The sequence below is a fragment of the Bradyrhizobium sp. WSM1417 genome (assembly GCF_000515415.1).
Taxonomy (GTDB): Bacteria; Pseudomonadota; Alphaproteobacteria; order Rhizobiales; family Xanthobacteraceae; genus Bradyrhizobium.
The window spans coordinates 2,754,889-2,772,023 of sequence record NZ_KI911783.1; the positions used below are offsets into that span (position 1 = coordinate 2,754,889).

A 17,135-nucleotide genomic window follows, 5' to 3' on the forward strand; every position below is an offset into this window, starting at 1 on the left:
GATCGATGTTCGGACTTGCAGGGAAATCAGGCCGATGACCGACGTCTCGGTGAGCAGATTGCAGACCCCGCGTGCGCTTGCGGAGGGGTGGCGGCAATTCACCCATTGGTGGATGGATGAGTTGCGTGAGTGCATGCCAGCCGCCTGGCGTCACGCGTTGCAGGCTCGAAGTGAAAGGCGACTATTCGTCTGGACGGAGGACGATACCGTCGTGTGTCACCTGGTGGCTCCGCCTGGCGTTCGGGAATGCCGCTTCCAGGCAAGTCGTCTGAATCGCCTGCAGCTGGATGAGTGGATCAAGGAATGTGGATGCACCGGCGATGCCGTACAGGTCGGTGTCGTACTGCAGTCCGATCTTTTCTTCCAGCGCGAGTTCAGGCTGCCTCGATCAGAGCTCGACGCGCTGAAACGGATTCTCGCGCAAGAAGTCGTTCACCGCACGCCGTTTCAGCTTACCGAGATCTGGCATGGTGTGACGCCGGACAAGCCTTCGAGTGACGGCGTGGCGGGCTTTCGCCACTGGATCATTCCGAGGGATCGGGCCGGGTCCGAGATTGCCCGGCTGGGTTTTCAGGTATCCGAGATCGACTTCATTGCGGTCAAGCCGGTGACTGGTACTCCGATCGCCGTTGTGACCCTCGGAGAAAGCCGGCAGGAGGATCCAGCCTGGGTGTTGCGAGCGACCCGCATCCTTGCGCTCGCTCTGCTGGTTGTGACGATGACCGGTATGCTCGCATTCGAGTGGTGGCAGTCAAGGCGAGCGGCGGGGCTCGAGGAAGAACTTTACCAAGCAAAGCAGGGCGTACAACTTGGGCAGCAGGGTGCAGGATCGCCTGCGCAACTTGTGGCGCTCAAAGCTGTGCCGGGCAGCCTCGCGGCCTGGGACGAACTGTCTCGTGTCATTCCGGACCATACATTCCTGACGGAAGTCCGGGTTGCCGGGGGCACCATCACGTTATCTGGTCTGTCGTCTGATGCTGCCCGACTGGTGCGGATTCTGGACGGTTCCCGGCTTTTCACGGGAGCAACTCTGGTCGGGCCGATCACGCCGGATGCCAACGAGCAGCGGGACCGGTTTCGCATGAGCCTGAAGCTCCGGAAGGGTGCGGGCCGGATTGCGATGCCGGCGGAGAGGCCACAATCATGACTGGCGCACTTCTCCGGCGGCGGCTGATTTTCTTCGGCATGAACTGTGCGATCGTATCGGCTGTATTCTTTGCGATTATGGGCCCAATCGCCTCTCATTTCGCCGAGCGAAACGATGACATATTGGATAGCGCAGCGCAGCTCGCACAGATCCGGCATGTCGCAGATGAGGCGTCTAGGATCGCCAAGTCCTCTCCATCGGATACTGACCCGTATCTGCCGGGAGCCGAGGAGCGTGTCGCGAGTGCAGACCTTCAGGCCAATCTACAGGCCGTGGCCGGCGCGAAGGGTTTGGCGGTGCAGGCTGTCCGCGGTCTGGCGGGGCGTCGGGCGGGACAGTGGCGAGCAGTTGCGGTCGGGCTGGAAGTCGAGGGCGCGGCTGCGGCCATGCGGGAGCTTATTGCCGCGATCGAGACGCAAACGCCGTTCCTGTTCATCACAGACCTGTCGCTACGAACGCTCGCCGACGGAGACGATATGCGTATGCGCGCAAGCCTGACGGTTGAAGGAGCGCTACGTAGCTCGCCTGCTTCGACCGCCGGACCGTTGTTGACCGAGAACCGGCACGACAGCGACGCGAAGGCGGCGAACAAATGACCGAGCTGGTTTCCCAAAACACTCGGTGGCAACACTGGCAATCAGCCCTGAGGTCCCGTCTTGAACTGGCGTCCGCGGGTGTTCGCCGGCGTCTGCCGGGTCAAATCCCCAGCCGCCGCGAGCTGAAGTCCTTGGCGCCTCTCAGGCGAGGATTGCTGGTCGGCCTTTCCGTGCTGACCGTGCTCGCTGCCGTTGGGCCGATCCTGGCCATCGTGTCGTTGGAGCTGGCGATCGCCAACCAGTCGGCGTCAGGCGGTGGTAACCGAGCATCGGCGGGTCGGGAGAGCCGGAGTGGCGGAACCTACGAGAACATCCTGCAGCGTCCGCTCTTTTCCAGGAGCCGCCAGCTTCTGGCTGTGGCCGCGCCTCCTGCCGTTGTCCCATCGACATCGACGCGAGCGATGCTCGACCCCAGCGTCGCGCTCAGAGGTGTCTTCATCAACGGCGAGCAAGCCAAGGCGTTTCTGACCTTTTCGGAGAACCCGGTGGGGTTCTGGATCGCATTGAACGAGCAATGGTTGGGCTGGCGGCTCTCCGAAATCAGGCCGAACCAGATTGTGCTCGAGTCTGATGGTGAACGGCAGACCTTGCAGCTGACTGTCCTGGCGAAATGATCGCCGAGCTGCGCAAAACAGTGACCCGGACCGGACACTATTTGGCGCGTGCCCTGGTTTGCCGCGAGCCCTATCGAGACCAGGTAATGGTCGTTTGGGTCCTTGTTGCTGGATTAATCTGGATTCTCACGACCGGGTCTGCCAATCAGACGTGGACCATTTATCTGTTGCTGAGCGTGATGCTCGGCTCACTCCTGGCAGCTATCTGCGCCATCGACGCCCGTTTTGGTATCATCCCGGACAGACTTGTCGGAGCGCTGGCTGTCTGCGGCTTCGCAGCAGTGTGGCTCCTGGATCTGGGCGAGATAATGTACCGGCTTGCGGAAGTCGTGTTCGTGCTGATCGCGATCGTGGCTTTCCGTTCGATCTATCGTTGGGTCCGTGGTTACGACGGGTTTGGCTTTGGCGACGTCAAATTTCTCGCTGCCGCTACATTGTGGATCGGCTTTGGTTCGCTGCCGGCCCTGCTTTTGATCGCCGTCGTCTCGGCGCTTGCCAGCGCCTTTCTGCTCAGGTCTGCGCGATACGAAGTCGAGGGCCGGCATGCCATTCCGTTTGGCCCCCATCTCGCCATTGGGCTATGGCTGGCGTGGGTATTCGATCCGATGGCAATCCTTCCTGGATAAACAAGCAAGCGGCGCCGGGCCTCTAGCCCGAAGGCTTGTTGGCAGATCGAACGAACTGAATCGTCGCGACGACGGCAACGCCGACGCAGCCGGCTACGATCTTTTCGGACGCGTCCATCAGGGTGCCGTGCCGATCGGGAGTTAGTGTTTGAAGCAGTTCAAAAACCACAGCGATGCCGGCTACGATCGAGCATGTCACAAGCGGACGCCGTGGGTAAGCCAGTGCGAACAGGATGCCTAGCATCGAGAAGGCGATCACGTGCTCCAGGTGCGCCCACGTCGCCATGTTCGCCCCGAACAAAAACGGCTTTATTTTTCCGTAGACGACATAGATGAATTGGACCTTGGTCAGCGTCGCATAGCCAATCAGGGACACCATTCCCCAGGCAGCAATTGCAAGCGTCGTCGTGACGGTCGATCTGTTCATGCTCCTTTTATGCAGGGCAAAGGGCCAAACGTCGATAACTTTTAGCGATGAGTGCCCCTGGCACCACGGTACCTTGCATTGGTCAGTGCATCTTAACCATCGTCTCGCTGGAAGCTTAACCACATCTCAGGCGAGAAGTACTTGTCTGGTCCATGACCAGGATAGACTGATCACCGTCGCGCTTTGATCACCGTCGCGCTTTTAGCGGTGGCCGAACAGAGGGAGGAGATCCATGCAAGCCAGGACGTTCACACTAACCACCGTTGCAGTATTGGCCATGTTCGCGCCTTCCATGGTCGAAGCGAACGACAGGACGGGACCTTATCGCAAGCCTCATTGGCGCAACGCATACGGTTACGATGCCCGCCTTTCGCGGATTGTACCTCCTGTTGTGACGGTCGTGACACCAGATCTCTCCTACCCGGTCGGACGTTACGCCAACAACAGACTGGACGATGGTTACGACTATCCCTTCGGATACGGCGAATACGCGATTTATGGTAAGTGGGCGCGAGACGCCTATGGGCGGCCCGACGTGGTGCGGTGTCGTCTGGTCTGGTTTGACGGGCCGCGATTGCGCACTCTCAACCGTTGCGATTAATCGGGTCGAGTGCCGACGGATCGGTTTACGGCGCTAGCCGGGGGGCGTGAGCCGGCAGCAAGCATCGATCAAAATACGGCGTGAATGAAGATCACTTCCCGTTGCCATGCATTCGCTTGAGCTCATTCCGCTTGGGCCTCTTGGTTGCCAGGGTTGAGCTTTCCTTTCGTACGGCCTTGCGAAGCGCGAGAACCTCTGCATAGCGCAGGCATAGAGACTTCTCGACCGGGTCGAGCACAATGCTCTTGGATATGTTGATGCGCTGCAAGTCGACTACTCCCGCAACCATTCAGGTTGGCTTCTGACCTTACGAGCTATGGTGCGGATTATAGGAATTGCCGGATCGCGCGACAAACAGAGTCGCTGGTTAAGCTTGATGGCCGATCTGGCACATCTATCAGTGCCGTTAACTTGCCGAAAAGCTTAACGCCTGCCTTGCGCGCAGCCTGGCATTTTCACCGGGTTACTACGCCCGTATTCAGGCTGGCTCGAAGTTACCCGTTCTATTAACCCGATGAACACGGGACGCGATGAGGATACCCCGAAGTACGAGCGTATCTGTTTGGGGGCATCATGACCGTCGACACGCGTAAATCTTCAGCGCCACGTCGCTTCAGAAATCTTCGTCATGCCAAGCCGCGATCGGCGGCGGCCGGCTATACGTTGCTGGAGTTGCTCGTTGTGATGGGCATTCTCGCGGCTTTGACTGCCATGGCGACACCGCAAGTCATGGGGTATTTCGGAAAAGCCAAGACGCAATCGGCTCAGCTTCAGATCGAGAACATCAACACGGCTCTCGAGATGTATTATGTGGAGAATGGTTCATATCCGAGCCCGGGCGCGGGACTCCGGGCGCTGGTTGAAGCGACTCCGGAAGCTCCTCGCTGGAATGGCCCATATTTGAAGAACGCCAGAACCTTGCAGGATCCCTGGGGTCGGCCCTATCAGTATTCCGTCACCGAGCAGGGCGATTACAATGTCTACTCGCTCGGGCCAACCGGAAAAGGAACTAAGAAGACGGGGCCAGCGGTGAGCACGAATCGCGCCTGGGCAGACAACGGGTGAGACGGCTGATGTCCCTTCATCTTCCGAAGGGGTGTCGGGTGCGGCGAGTCTGAAGAAGCTGGGCTTTGATGTGGCGACGTAGGTCGCGAGCTTCGGGAAACAGTCGATCGGGACTAGGCCAATAAACTCCGTGCTTGATGCACGTTCATTTCCGGTTTTGCATTCCAGCGTATGCGCCTTCAAGCCAAAAACCCGGCCCTAAGGTCCCGTTCAGAACTTTCGCGAGTGTGGGCTCCGGCGAGCGACAGGAATGTGGCTGACGAAAACCGTGCTCGCGCGGGGCTCAGAGGTTCCTGTGGTGCTAAGGGGCGACTGAAAGAAGTCTTCCGGAAGACATTACGTTACACTTCCGTTCCAGCATCGCGCAGTTGATCGTCTACTCGTACCGGGCTGTCGTCCTGCATCGAATGTTTGAGCCAGGGTACCGCCCGGCAAGCCGCCCTTTACGTTTTCGAGTTGGAACGGGCCCGCCTAATTGACATGTGCCACGTGACCGCGCCGCGGAGCTTTGATCGATCCGCTCGCGCTTGTTCTGCTTCGACTTCTTCCCTCAGCTTGAGTACTTCCTGGTGCATGCGGCCGAGAGCTTCGGATGGCGACTGGCTGTCTGAAGTCCTGGTTTGCTTTTTGCCCATGGGCAGAGCAATAGCGCAGCTCGCGGAACAAACAATACGACTCGGTTTTTAACCTAACCGGTCAACCTTACCGTGTGATGCCCCTTCGTCTGACGACTTTGTCAGCAGGCCGACCGTTGCGCAACTGTTGCCGGGAAGTCCGGAAGTTCTATTGGTGCGGCCTGGGCGGCAATTCGATGCGGTCGCTTTAACGGAGTGCCGCAATATATCGAGGAGCGTGAGCTATCCTGGCTGGTGGATCAGAGAATACCCATCGCCCGTTGTTTTTGTGGTCTGCTGGCTCATGCACCTCGTTTACGTCGAACCTCGATCTCCACGTCGAGCTAAGCCGCACCATGCGTTCTAGGAGAACCATAAAAATTGAGCAGCAGTTTCAACGCAGTTGAAGCACGTCTGGCTTAAGATGGGTAGGCTTGGAAAGGGAGATATCGCGATGAATTATCCGCCTGATCACGGCCTGCCACTCGTTCAGTTGAAGGAGCGGCGTCGAGAACTTGTTGTGGCGCTGCGAAACCGCGTGGGTGAGATCGACGACGAGGAAATGAGGCAGATCGCGCTCCTTCAACAGGCAATCTCTGCCTTCGAAGATGTGATCGCCGACCTGGATTGCGAGCAGAGCGAGACTGCCTGGGACAGTGCCGATCGGTCCGTTCGTTCACTCCCTATATTCGGACGGCGCAGCATCGTTCATTCGCCAGCATAAAACCGATGTTGTAAGCGCTTTTACGGGCCGCTTGCTGCATGACAAAGTGATCTGCGGTCTGCGGTTTGATATTAAAGTTGGTCGTGCAGTGCATGCTGCTGTCACCGAGCCGATGCGGCGGCTTGAGGTCTTCACCGTGGCGGTGATTGGCGGAAGCAGCGGCGACGGCGAGGTTTGGTTTGTTTCTGAGGTCGTGGCGAGTTGGCAACTTGCTGTGTTCTGTTGCGTGACGACATGGATTGTCGCTGCAGCACTCGTTTGGCTGGCGTGAATTGCCGAGCAGCCGAAGGGCGGTCATTCCGGACAGAACGAACCATGGTGGTAACGCCAGATTGCAATAAGATGAAACAAACCGGATTTGGAACACTTAGGAGCCTTCATAGTTCATGACAACAGCATCTTGGTATGCCGATTCATCCGAAATTGTGAACCCCCAGTGCGAGCGCTGTTCTTACAACAGCGGCCCTTGCTTTGGCGCCCGGAGGGGAAGCAGCAGCTCAAAGAGAGCCCATCGATCCCTCGCGCCTGAAGCCGTCGCAGAAGAAATGTAAGATCAGCCAGAGCGCTCGATGCGGCCGCTCATAACGGTCTGGTTGCAGGTTCGAGTCCATCGCATCCCCTACCGTGGCCAGTCGCCCGCGAGCCATCAGCTTCGCCGGCAAGAGCCGGCTAGTCGTCTGAGGATAGCGAAGGCTGACGGGTGGATCGTCGATCAATGGGGCGACGACTTTCCAGTGTCAGAGAACGCCCGTCCACTCATCGTTCTGTTCCTGCAGAACGTTCCGATGATGCGGGCGAGACTTCTTTATTGGTGAGATGCCGACTATTTCGGTCCGCCGCTTGATCCCGCCGCCATGCCACCCTCGGGGGCAGCTTCGTCCGATGTTGCGAAAAAGACGTAGGCGAGCATGTCGCCTCGGCTCGTTGGAGAGGCCTGCAGCTTTGGTATCTTGGGGCGGAGTCGGCGGTCTGGCACCGCTGCGCAGTTCAGCCTTGTTATCGTCTTGAGCGCGGCCATCTCCCCGCCGCGTTTTCTCGCATGTGCCAGTGCGCTCCGCATGAAAGGCACGCGCTTACGCAGCTAGCCCGCTTTGCGACCTTGGCGACTGCGGCTTTGATGCCCGTCGAGCGTAGGATACGACTAGCTTGACACCGCTCAGGCCGGGGCGGGTAAACGTTTGCGGGAAAACGGTTCAGAGGGTCTCGGCCTTCTGAGGGGCCGGTGTCGATAGCACTTCGGCGGACCGTCTCTGTCACGCCGAAGCAACAGATATGATGCGAGCATTCCGGCGCACCTTCACGTAAGCGGTGTCGATGAGAGATAAGGCCAGTCGCCTCGATCAGAGGGCGACGAAGGCTTTTTACCTTGTTCATCGATCTCGCTACACGGGCTGGTGCCCTCGCGTTGGCCTGTCGTCCCCATGATCTGTTGCAGATAGCGACCCAGCGGGTGATGGCCTGAACGTAAGCCTCCTGAACCAAGGCGGTTCGCCGACGCTCTCGGACCCCCGGAAAGCAGGAGCCAAACGGTCGCGGGTCACCCGGATTCGGCGGCGTTGACCGCCGCGCCGGGCTAGGGTGTGCCGGGGTCTTCCAGGGGGCCCGAGGCCGGCCTTCGACTTCAATCAGACGGCAGCAGAGTCGAACATCTTGCCCAAGAGACCGACATCCGGGTCTTCACTATGTCGGCGATCCGCGTTTGGCGTGTGAAAACTTGTTCTACGGAGAACCGCCCGCAACCATGCAAAGCCGCGCGCCCGCTACGGCGCTATTGGGAGCGCGCGTCCGAGCGGCTTTGCTCTACTGAGCTAAACCACCACTGCCAGTACGTCGTGCCAAGCTGATGGTTCCTTGTGGTGCGAACCAATCCGGCCAAAGGTGTAGCAAACAGGCTGGAATCGAGTCTTGTGGGTGCCGTGGCAACCGCTATGCGGACGGGAGCCATGCGGCGTGCGGGACAGGCCTCGATGGAAGAGAGAATCCAGCGCGATATTAATCTTTTCGTTCTTTGTTCTGGTAGGTCGCCCAGACTAATCGAATCCGGGCGCTTGGCGGACGACCGCCCGAACAGCAACTTTTGGCTGCAACGCTCCAAATCGCCTGCTTCTAGGTTCAAGCATGAACCGCAATTGTTCACATCGTGCATTTCGACAACATGAATTTGGCCCAACGGCTCTGCCCACAAATCGGTGCGAGCACCGACGCCTTCACGAATTCGTCGCTAAGGCAATTCGTGACACATCAACAGCCATCAGAGCCAAACCGTCCAAGTCTGACGTCACGAGGATGGTTGAGACGGTCTGGCTTGCGCCGCAAGCCGGAATGCATCTTCGACTTCGTGCAGCGGATTGCTGCGTTCGTGCGGGGCAACGTTCATCAATCGCTCGCTTGAACTCGGAGGCAAAGCATCGCGCTTGAGGAGGGTGGTCTGAAGGGGCAGCTGCGCAGTCAATTACGACCGAGCGTCCTTCCCTACAAAGACATGTACTTTGCACAGATCCCGGCAAGTCCGGGTTGGCGGCGCATACCGGCCTTTGGAACGAGCCGGGCCTGCGGCCGAACTTGCGAATTAAGCCGCCGCTACTTGGCGCGCGCCCTTTTTACAGTCTTCAGAAATTCTTCCGGTTCGACTTCTAGCTTATCAGCTAGACGACCGATGATCTTGATGCTGACGTGATACACGCCCTTTTCGAGCTGGCTCAAATAGCTACGGCTTATCTTGGTTTCCAACGCCAGTTCGTCTTGAGACCATCCCTTGCTATTGCGTAGACGACGCAAGTTTGTGGCGAATGTCTCCCGCAAATCCATGCGGGAAAGGATGCCGCTTGCTCAGTATATTGCACCTCGATATACTCAACAAAGCGCATCTTCCAAGAAGCCCTGTGAGATTATGCAGACACCGCCGCTTAATCCTGACGTGGCTGACCTGGCGCCCACCGAACCAGCGTTGACCTCATATGATGAGCAGCACGTGATTACCTACATTCGGCTGCTGCAGGCCGATGGTGAGGGAGCGAACTGGCGGGAAGTAGCCCGATTAGTTTTACATATTGATCCCGTCAGGGAGCCGGAGCGCGCCCTCAACGCTTACTTGAGTCACCTTTCTCGCGCTAAGTGGGTATCTGAACAGGGGCGTCTTTTCGGGAAAAAGCATAAATGAGAAGAAATCCGTCCTCTAAAAGTTCAGGGTGAAAATCCTTTCTCAGATCGACCCGCGGTGCGCCTGGGGCACCACGTGGTGCTCAAATGGGGACTTCCTACAACGGAATTGTTAACAAGTATGGCGCCGCAATCTCAGTGGGTTGCCCGTAATGGAATTGAGCTCATGCCTGAATTCAATTGGCGTTCGCCCGCGTCCTACCTAGACCTTCAAGACGTTGAAACTCCGGACATCGCTTGGGAGTGCCTACGTCACAATGTGGATTATCAACGCGACTACGATGCGATGATCGCCAGCCGCCCAGATCGCCAAGTGACGCCGGAATTCAGGAGGAAGTGGGGTATCTGCTTTCGCCCATGACCCGCGGCGGTCATTCAGGCAGGAGACCATCCACTGGGCGCCGGAAGTTCTTCCGTGAGTCGTCTCAATCGCGCTAGGGCGGCCACCCTTCGACCCGGCGGCTGCATCTCCCCGTTCTCTTGACCTCGCGTCCGGGGTAGACATGTCGCAATGATGATAATTGGCACGCGGTCCGCGCGTTGGCGCGGTCGATCGTTGTCTTGTCCAGCAGGAATGTCGCACATCCGAGGCTGCTGAAGAAGACGACCGGACACCGATGCCTTTTGCAGAAAAAGCAAAGTGATGACCGGAGAGGATCCTTCTAAAGGTTCCGGAACAAGCGCAACCATAATTCAGCCCGCGAGCGTCGAACGGCAAAGATCGATGCCGTAATGGGCGATCTGCGACTGCCGATAGGGGGAAGAGTGATTGCAGTACTTGCTGATCAGTATGTGCGAGAGCAGCGCCAATGTTGCCAAGCCACCATCGATAAACGGTTCCGGCGCGCCGGAGTAGGCGACCGTGTTGCAGGCTCGGCAGGTGTATTTAGGACGCGTGGTACGCACTACGTGAAGCTGCGCCGGCACCCAGTCGAGCATCTCGCTGACGCTCTCGCCAAGGTGAAGAGCACCGCCACAATAGCTGCAGAGCCTGCCGTGGACGTCGAACAGAATGTGTTGTCGTGGCAGGTAATCCGGCGACGCTCTGCGTCGTGGCTGCGTCGCCTTGTCTTCCGGAGCGGTCATCGGTTGCGCTTCCGCGCGCCAATTTCGCCGTCGAGATCCTTCAGACTGAGAGCAAGCCGGTCGGGGTTGATGCGCTCGGAGCTGCGTCCGAGTGCATGCGTTGCAGCAAAGAGATGACCGGAGAACGGGTCCTTCTTCAGCACGTCCTGAACCAGCATCGCGAGTCCGTCCATGCCTTTCCGCATGTCACTGTAACCGAGCGCCAGGTGCACTTTCAGGCCCGCTGGAACTATCATCATGGCGCCATTTTTCCGCTTTCGATCTGTGCTCGCGCGGCATCCGGATCGATTCCGGCCGGAGCGAAGATGCGACTTCCATCGGAGAGGCCAACGACCATCATGCCCTCCGGCGGACGCACGAGATCGCGCAGAACATGCGCTGCCGGAGCGTCGTCGGGGATCACCACTCGGGCGAGCTTCGAGCGTTTCTTTGCACGATGCCAAATTGCGAACGCCAGCGGAACAGCAGCCCGGTGACGATCCCGCGCTTGCGCGCAACGGCAGAGACCTTGGCGCCGGCTGCTCGGTTTCCTTCGCGATCGCGAGCTTCTCCTCATCGCTGAAGAAGCGCCGAACGGGCGCTCGAGGCGCCGTCGGATCGCCGATTTCCGCGGCTGTCAAGCGACGTTCGGGGCCGAGTTCCTGGCACTAGTGCTAGGGCGAGCGAGCGGAGGGGTGAAGATGCGCGCGCCAGTGATTGCGAACTCGCCGGCGTCCAGTCGGTCACGCCATTTGCGCAACGAATGCGGCGACAGCTGCATTGCAGCGGCGTAGGCGCGCAGCCCCATTCCGCTCCAATTCATCGCCTCCACATGCATTGCCCAGAACGCCTGAGAGGCCCGATTGCGGACGTCCGCAGTAACCATGAACCTGCGCTGCTTCTGCTTTCGCAGCGCCTTTTCGCGTTTGTCCCGGCAGCGCTCGCGGCGCAATTCCGTCTGATATTTCTCGAGCTTAAGCGCAGTCTCGTCGCCGGCGAGCCGCTTCAGCCAGCGCCGAAACGTGCTCTCGGTGAGGCGTTGCTGAAGGCAATATTTACGGATTCCGAGATCGCTTCGGCGCCGTGCCTCGATGTGCAGCGACCACCATTCACGTCGCGCTTTGTTCTGGAAGTGTTTCGGTCCCACCAGAGAATCTCCACAGCAGCAGAGAACCCGAAATAGAACGACATCGCACGAGGAGGAAGATGTGCAGAAACCGGACGCTTACGAACGCCCGATTAGGAAGGCTCTTCAAATCGGGCTTCGAGAAACCGGTGCACGGCGATAGCTGCCGTGTGGCCGAATCCGGAGCCCGGTGCGACGACTTAGGTCGTCGTTGCCACACAGGAGAACTCCGATGAAACTCTACGTTGGATTGGACGTCGGTCTTGAAGAAACCATCCTTTGCATCGTCGATGGTAAGAGTCTCACAGTTCCGAAGCGAAGGTCAGCACGGAGCCTGAGGCGATCCGGTCCGCTGTGGAGAGCTGCGCGGATCGCCTCGATAAGTGGGAGTCTAGGCGTCATCGCCTGGCATCTGGCTCCATCGCGAACTACAGCCAGCCGGGCTTCCGATCATTGTCGTGGAAGCGCGCCATATGCGTGTTTCGTTATCGACGATGCGCAACAAAACGGATCGCAACGATGCGCGCGGCATCGCGCAGATGATGCGGCTGGGCGTACCGCGCCGTCCATGTCAAGAACACCGAGACTCAGAAAATGCGCTCGCTGCTGACCAACAGGAAGCTCCTCAAGCGTAAGCTGATCGACCTTGAAAACCACGTTCGTGGCACGCTGAGGGCGTACGGTCTGATGGTTGGAGCGGTTGGCCGCGGAGGATACGAAGCGCGGGTCCGCGAGCTCATCGAGCACAGCGATCCGGTATTTTCCATGATGATTGAAGCCATGTTGGACGTACGGCGAGCGATCTTCGAGGGCTACGAACGATTGCATAAGGTGCTCCTGCAGGTCGTCCAGCATGCCATCTGTCGTCGATTGATGGCCGTGCCTGGCGTCGGTCCTGTTGCCGCCCTTTCGTTCAAGGTCGGTGTTGATGACCCTCTTCGGTTTGCACGATCCCGGACAGTCGGCGCGCATTTTGGCCTGACGCCAAGACGACACCGGTCTGGAACGTCCATCGACTACGAAGGCCGAATTACCAAACAGGGCGACGTCGCGGTTCGCGAGGCGCTCTGCGAGGGGGCGGCAAGCCTGCTGCTGCGGGTCAGGAAATGGTCGGCGTTGCGGGCGTGGGGCCTGCGGATCGCCAAACGGTCGAGCATGCTGTGCGCGATCGTCGCGGTCGCACGCAAGCTTGCGAGCATCCTGCACAGGATGTGGGTCAATCAGACCGATTTCCACGTTGGGTTCGGCGCCAGGGTCACACAAAGATTGCGTTTGAAGCCTGCGCAGTAATTGCTGCGGGGACGCAAAAGTTTAGCGCTGGTGTTGCGGCCGGCATGTTGAGAAGGAGCAATAACTAGAGATCCGCGCGCGCGGTGAGCGTCCCGTGGCGGGGCCGCGAAACGGGAACGTCCGCTACCTCTTGCCTGCTGCCATCTAGTGATGAGAGCGCCAGACTGCCTGGACAGCCCTGTTTACGGACCTGATGAAGAGCATGCGACGGCCGATGTGCTGAACGCGAAGGAACGCATGGATCCCGCCTGGTGAATGCCGATCGCAAGCGCGGTTGTGGGGACACTTGTGCGTTGTTGATGCAGGGAGTCGGTAATGGCTGAAGTGCGAAGAGTCGAAGAAAAGCGTAGGAATGAGTTGACTTTGAACGCCCGATAAAGACCGCCCGATAAAGACGGCCCGATTAAGACGGCGAGATAAAAGGGGCTCGCCGGTCGAACAACAAGCCATTGGCACGGCTTCAGTTTCGGCGTGCCGTTCAGTTGGGGCGCGTGCCGCGCCTTCCCGTTTGAACAATGCATTCAAAGGCATCTTCGGCACTGTGGGCACTTTTTGCGCCTAGACGGGCGGGCGTGACCATTGGCGACCGCGACTTCCTGTGCGGCCTGAGCGTATCTGCAGCACTCGGGTGCCAAGGTCCACGACCTTTCATCAGCCACATGCTAGTGTCGCCAAGAAGGCCCGACATGTCTCGATTCCGGCTGCCTGTAGCATGCGATAGCGGCTAGCCGTTCGGCCATCGCAGGCCAACCCCAGCCACAGCCGGTTGCAGCCCGGCACGGCGTCTCCTCGTGAAGGTGCTTGCTGGTGGTTGAAAGGGCAATCCTTCCGCTCAGGGCGATCACCGCTCAGCTCCACTGATGGCCGTCTGTTGTACCTGAAGCGCGATGGCGGAACCCGAGGTGGTTGGCGCGCCGAGCTCTTCTGTTTGGTAGAGACCGCGCAGGCGGCTTTTGATGAGCGGTGTCAGGACGCCAGCCATTTATTCTGTGCATCATCTCACCCGTTTCCGGCGAATTGACCGACCTCAGAGCATTCACGCGCGACCTGGCAAAGCTGATTAAGATCGAGCTCGGTCGTGTCCCCAGTGGTGGTTTAGCTCGGTTAGCAAAGCGGCCCGGACGCGCGCCCCCAAGAGCGCCGTAGCGGGCGGGCGGCTTTGCGGTTGCCGCCGGCAGTTCTCCGGTAGGATCGGGTTGCGACACGCCAATGCAATCGAGGAACACGACCGACGAGACAACCTGCGCACGCTGGTAACGAACACCCCCGACGCCGATCTTCTGCGCGAGCTGATCGGGTTTGCCGCCCGGCTTCTGATGGAGCTGGCGGGAGGCGAGACTGGCCCAGCGCAACGGTTACGGCGACCGGATCCGGGCGACCCGGCGCGGTCGAGCTGCACATCCCAAGCTACGCAAGGGCTCCTGCTTTCCGGACTTCCCGGAGCCGCGACGGATGGCCGAGAAGGCGCTCACCGCCGTGATGCAGGAGTGTGCAGGGCATTCGACTCGCTTCGGTCGACCATCTGGTGCAGGCATGGGCATGACCGGCATCTCCAAGAGCCAGGTCCGCCGAGCTGCGGCGAGATCGACGACAAGGTGCAGGCCTTCCTCGCCCGTCCGATCGAGGCGACTGGCGGTATCTGTGGATCGACGCCACCTACGTGAGATACGCCAGAATGGCCGCAGAAGTCGCGGTGATTGTCGCGGTCGGCGTCAACAGCGACGGCCGGGGAGGTTCTCGGGATGGACATCGGGCCGTCCGAGGCCGAGACGTTCTGGACGGCGAGGTGGTCGGCATCTTCCCCGATGAGAACGCGATCGTTCGCCTCATCGGCGCGACACGAACGTGCGGCATCAGCACCTTGAATGAAACGCCGGTCCAGATGCTCAGCGCCTAACGGGCGGCCGCGGCACTCCCGGCGCTCTAATCCGCAATTGGATCGGCTGCCGGGAGCATTAGGGGCTGGAAATCGAGCCGTGCCATTTTCACGTTCAGACGACAATACGTAGAAGATCGGGGTACGGTAGTTTTCCGGAGTCCATTTTCAGAACGGGGTGTTCTACCGTAGGAACACCGGCGAGATTTAAGCACCAATTTGTTGATTTTTCCCGGGATGGCCGCAGTGGGGCTGGAACCACGCTGCGGCCTTTCGCCTGAGCGAACCCAATTCGTTGTTGAACCGTACCTGGCGAAGCAATCTTTGGCGGGAGGGTCTGTGAGCATCCAAGTCATCCTGGCGAGTATGTTGGAGCGCGAGCTGGCGGCGCGAGGTGTGCAATCATTGGGGCATTCCGATTGCATGGAGATCGTTGAAAACCTCCTCGGACGCTTGAAGGAGCTGGACCGGGAATTGGCGGCGCGAACCATCGAGCAACGCTGAAGGCTCCCTCGATCGAAGGAGAGACGGCCCCGGCTTGGAGGGTCATTGGGAGGATAGGGCCGGGGCCGCTCCGCTAGCTTGGGCGAGCCAGCGAAGCAGCAAGCCGGGCAAGGACGCCCGGTTCCTACTGCAGTCGCCAGCGGATCCTGGCCGGGCGTAACCGGCCGCAGCGTGTAGAGAAAGAGGTAGTTGATCTTCTCGATATGGATTCTGCCGTCCTGTACCGCCTCGATACCCGAAGCGAGCAGAGCGAGTTGGCGGGCGGCGACTTCCGGATGGGCAAACGGACGTTCGGCGATAAGTTTCATTGCTGGAATCAAGCCTCGACCCCATCCCTGGCCTGACTTGGCCGCGGCTGTCATGCCAGTCGCAGACAATTGCACAGATCCTGTGGAAGCGTGTCCAGCCGCAATTCAACCGCGCGATCGCAGCAACGGTCGAGGTGTTGGAAATCGAGGTTACCGTTCGCGCCGCCTCTGCTCACAGGGCGGCAAAGTGAGTGTTACCGACGGCAGGAACGCTGGAGGGATCTCGGGTTTGGTGGCTTGTCTAGTCCAAGAGGATTCCCCATGTCCAATCGAGATCGGAATTACCGGGACAACCCCATAGCCTGGGTGGTCGTCTCAATTGTCGTGATCGCCGCTATCGCGGCAGTTTTCTACAGCACTGGTAACGACACCACCGCGTCCAACCAGACCAGCGCGCCAGCAACCAAAGCCAGCTCGGCCAACCCATCCACAACGACGGGGTCGGGCACCACTTCTCCCGCAAGCGCGGCATCCACGGCACCTGCAAACCCCGGGACAGGGTCGAATAGCCAGCGCAGACGCGGGTCCGGAGTTGACGTGATCAGGTCGAGCGGCCGCCCAACCGGCCTCATGTTCGCAGCGGCCAGATATCGACGAGCGCTGAGCGTCGGACCCGACAGGCGGCCCCAAATGCGCCAACGGGCTCTTGCCCTCACTGCCTAACCAGTTTGGCCCGCATACCGGCCATCATCGTGTAAGCAAGGCGCCGCCAAATCAGGTTCATCTGGATTGGCAGGTTGGCATCCCCGTGCTCGCTGCTGTCACCATCCTGCCCGTATGTTTCACCGTGATTTCGCCGGTCGGGCGATCGACTTCCCGAGCCGGCGCGGACTCGACCACTCGATAACCTGCTGCATCCTCTTGCTGCGATCACAAACTCGGATCGTGAAAGCACCTTGTGATCACCCGGCGGCTCGGCGCCGGGCGCCCCGCCCTTTGCAATGCCGACGGGAAACTCAGGCCGGCAACGTCGTCGAGGCCATTTGAGCCGCTTCGGACCATTGGCATCTCGCCGTCGGCCTGGAGCACCCGGATAACTCGCCCGGTTTCGGATGTATCAAAGCGAACACGTTCGTGGAGATTTGCGAACACCAGTTCTTCAGGTTGCCGATCAACACCGGCTTTGCCGAGTGGACCAAGACTCAATTTATGTTCGTTTGTCGCAGAGGATCCTGAGTGGCGTTTGATCGGAGAAACGCGAGGAGAGACGAAAAACCGAGATCAGACAATTCGAGCTTGAAATTTTTGGACTTGAGGGGACGTGTCGGTCGCGGCGTCCGGCGCAACCGGACAAAAATCGGCTTGTTGTTTTAACAATCCGAACCTTGTCTGATCCGCTCGCTTTTACGAGGAGAGCGCCGATTCCGCGACAGCATGAAGGTGCAGCTTTACA

General features: G+C 59.4%; 18 protein-coding genes and 2 pseudogenes. 12 read left to right on the forward strand and 8 right to left on the reverse strand.

Annotated elements, in window-relative coordinates; translation table 11 throughout:
• Positions 1-34: 34 nt before the first annotated feature.
• The 4 genes from BRA1417_RS0113250 to BRA1417_RS40330 are packed head-to-tail and all read left to right on the forward strand — an operon-like array spanning position 35 to position 2,983.
• Complete coding sequence (locus BRA1417_RS0113250; protein WP_027516171.1) at positions 35-1,147, forward strand: PilN domain-containing protein; 1,113 nt, start codon at positions 35-37, stop codon at positions 1,145-1,147.
• Positions 1,144-1,743, forward strand: a complete 600-nt coding sequence (gene gspM, locus BRA1417_RS0113255; RefSeq protein ID WP_027516172.1) for a type II secretion system protein GspM — start codon at positions 1,144-1,146, stop codon at positions 1,741-1,743. The genes BRA1417_RS0113250 and gspM overlap by 4 nt, the downstream gene beginning before the upstream one ends.
• Entirely contained in the window at positions 1,740-2,357 is a 618-nt protein-coding gene (locus tag BRA1417_RS0113260; RefSeq protein ID WP_156948721.1) for a hypothetical protein, read from the forward strand. Before gspM ends, BRA1417_RS0113260 begins: the two co-directional genes overlap by 4 nt.
• Positions 2,354-2,983 carry an A24 family peptidase gene (locus tag BRA1417_RS40330; RefSeq protein WP_051448330.1) on the forward strand — a complete coding sequence of 210 codons (630 nt, stop codon included), beginning with the start codon at positions 2,354-2,356 and terminating at the stop codon, positions 2,981-2,983. Before BRA1417_RS0113260 ends, BRA1417_RS40330 begins: the two co-directional genes overlap by 4 nt.
• A gap of 22 nt (positions 2,984-3,005) precedes the next feature.
• Here the strand turns inward: BRA1417_RS40330 and BRA1417_RS41745 are convergent, their stop codons facing one another.
• The gene (locus BRA1417_RS41745; protein WP_051448331.1) at positions 3,006-3,410 is read right to left on the reverse strand and encodes a VanZ family protein; all 405 of its coding nucleotides are present in this window, start codon (positions 3,408-3,410) and stop codon (positions 3,006-3,008) included.
• A gap of 232 nt (positions 3,411-3,642) precedes the next feature.
• On the opposite strand from BRA1417_RS41745, the gene BRA1417_RS43965 reads away from it, so the two are divergent.
• A complete protein-coding gene (locus tag BRA1417_RS43965; protein ID WP_156948722.1) occupies positions 3,643-4,011 on the forward strand; it encodes a hypothetical protein in 369 nt (122 codons plus the stop codon).
• Between the two features lie 573 nt (positions 4,012-4,584).
• Positions 4,585-5,076: a type II secretion system major pseudopilin GspG gene (gspG, locus tag BRA1417_RS40340; protein ID WP_084462218.1), complete on the forward strand. Its 492-nt coding sequence runs from the start codon at positions 4,585-4,587 to the stop codon at positions 5,074-5,076.
• A gap of 1,008 nt (positions 5,077-6,084) precedes the next feature.
• Here the strand turns inward: gspG and BRA1417_RS43970 are convergent.
• On the reverse strand, positions 6,085-6,276 hold the full coding sequence (locus BRA1417_RS43970) for a hypothetical protein (protein ID WP_156948723.1): 192 nt from the start codon (positions 6,274-6,276) through the stop codon (positions 6,085-6,087).
• 70 nt (positions 6,277-6,346) lie between these two features.
• Here BRA1417_RS43970 and BRA1417_RS43975 point away from each other — a divergent pair, with 70 nt between their 5' ends.
• Complete coding sequence (locus BRA1417_RS43975) at positions 6,347-6,685, forward strand: hypothetical protein (RefSeq protein ID WP_156948724.1); 339 nt, start codon at positions 6,347-6,349, stop codon at positions 6,683-6,685.
• 2,309 nt (positions 6,686-8,994) lie between these two features.
• Here BRA1417_RS43975 and BRA1417_RS0113305 read toward each other — a convergent pair.
• Positions 8,995-9,222, reverse strand: coding sequence for a helix-turn-helix domain-containing protein (locus BRA1417_RS0113305; RefSeq protein ID WP_027516176.1), 228 nt, complete (start codon positions 9,220-9,222; stop codon positions 8,995-8,997).
• A gap of 82 nt (positions 9,223-9,304) precedes the next feature.
• On the opposite strand from BRA1417_RS0113305, the gene BRA1417_RS45595 reads away from it, so the two are divergent.
• Positions 9,305-9,574, forward strand: coding sequence for a hypothetical protein (locus BRA1417_RS45595; RefSeq protein WP_027516177.1), 270 nt, complete (start codon positions 9,305-9,307; stop codon positions 9,572-9,574).
• A 165-nt stretch (positions 9,575-9,739) separates the two neighbouring features.
• Positions 9,740-9,934, forward strand: a complete 195-nt coding sequence (locus tag BRA1417_RS45600) for a transcriptional regulator domain-containing protein (RefSeq protein WP_084462219.1) — start codon at positions 9,740-9,742, stop codon at positions 9,932-9,934.
• Positions 9,935-10,266: 332 nt separating this feature from the next.
• Here the strand turns inward: BRA1417_RS45600 and BRA1417_RS0113315 are convergent, their stop codons facing one another.
• From BRA1417_RS0113315 to BRA1417_RS45620, 5 genes are all read right to left on the reverse strand, one after another.
• On the reverse strand, positions 10,267-10,659 hold the full coding sequence (locus tag BRA1417_RS0113315; protein ID WP_027516178.1) for an IS66 family transposase zinc-finger binding domain-containing protein: 393 nt from the start codon (positions 10,657-10,659) through the stop codon (positions 10,267-10,269).
• Positions 10,656-10,898: an IS66 family insertion sequence element accessory protein TnpB gene (gene tnpB, locus BRA1417_RS45605; protein ID WP_245286218.1), complete on the reverse strand. Its 243-nt coding sequence runs from the start codon at positions 10,896-10,898 to the stop codon at positions 10,656-10,658. Before tnpB ends, BRA1417_RS0113315 begins: the two co-directional genes overlap by 4 nt.
• A complete protein-coding gene (locus tag BRA1417_RS45610; RefSeq protein WP_245286219.1) occupies positions 10,895-11,065 on the reverse strand; it encodes a hypothetical protein in 171 nt (56 codons plus the stop codon). Before BRA1417_RS45610 ends, tnpB begins: the two co-directional genes overlap by 4 nt.
• Positions 11,059-11,139 carry a hypothetical protein gene (locus BRA1417_RS45615; RefSeq protein ID WP_245286361.1) on the reverse strand — a complete coding sequence of 27 codons (81 nt, stop codon included), beginning with the start codon at positions 11,137-11,139 and terminating at the stop codon, positions 11,059-11,061. The genes BRA1417_RS45610 and BRA1417_RS45615 overlap by 7 nt, the downstream gene beginning before the upstream one ends.
• A 136-nt stretch (positions 11,140-11,275) precedes the next feature.
• A complete protein-coding gene (locus BRA1417_RS45620; RefSeq protein ID WP_245286220.1) occupies positions 11,276-11,785 on the reverse strand; it encodes a hypothetical protein in 510 nt (169 codons plus the stop codon).
• A gap of 549 nt (positions 11,786-12,334) precedes the next feature.
• Here BRA1417_RS45620 and BRA1417_RS40360 point away from each other — a divergent pair.
• The 3 genes and pseudogenes from BRA1417_RS40360 to BRA1417_RS44765 all read left to right on the forward strand — a co-directional run.
• A pseudogene (locus tag BRA1417_RS40360) lies at positions 12,335-13,054 on the forward strand (IS110 family transposase); the annotation flags it as partial.
• A gap of 1,214 nt (positions 13,055-14,268) precedes the next feature.
• Positions 14,269-14,835, forward strand: a pseudogene (locus tag BRA1417_RS42720) (transposase); the annotation flags it as partial.
• A gap of 434 nt (positions 14,836-15,269) precedes the next feature.
• Positions 15,270-15,434, forward strand: coding sequence for a hypothetical protein (locus BRA1417_RS44765; protein ID WP_198034825.1), 165 nt, complete (start codon positions 15,270-15,272; stop codon positions 15,432-15,434).
• Positions 15,435-17,135: the final 1,701 nt, after the last annotated feature.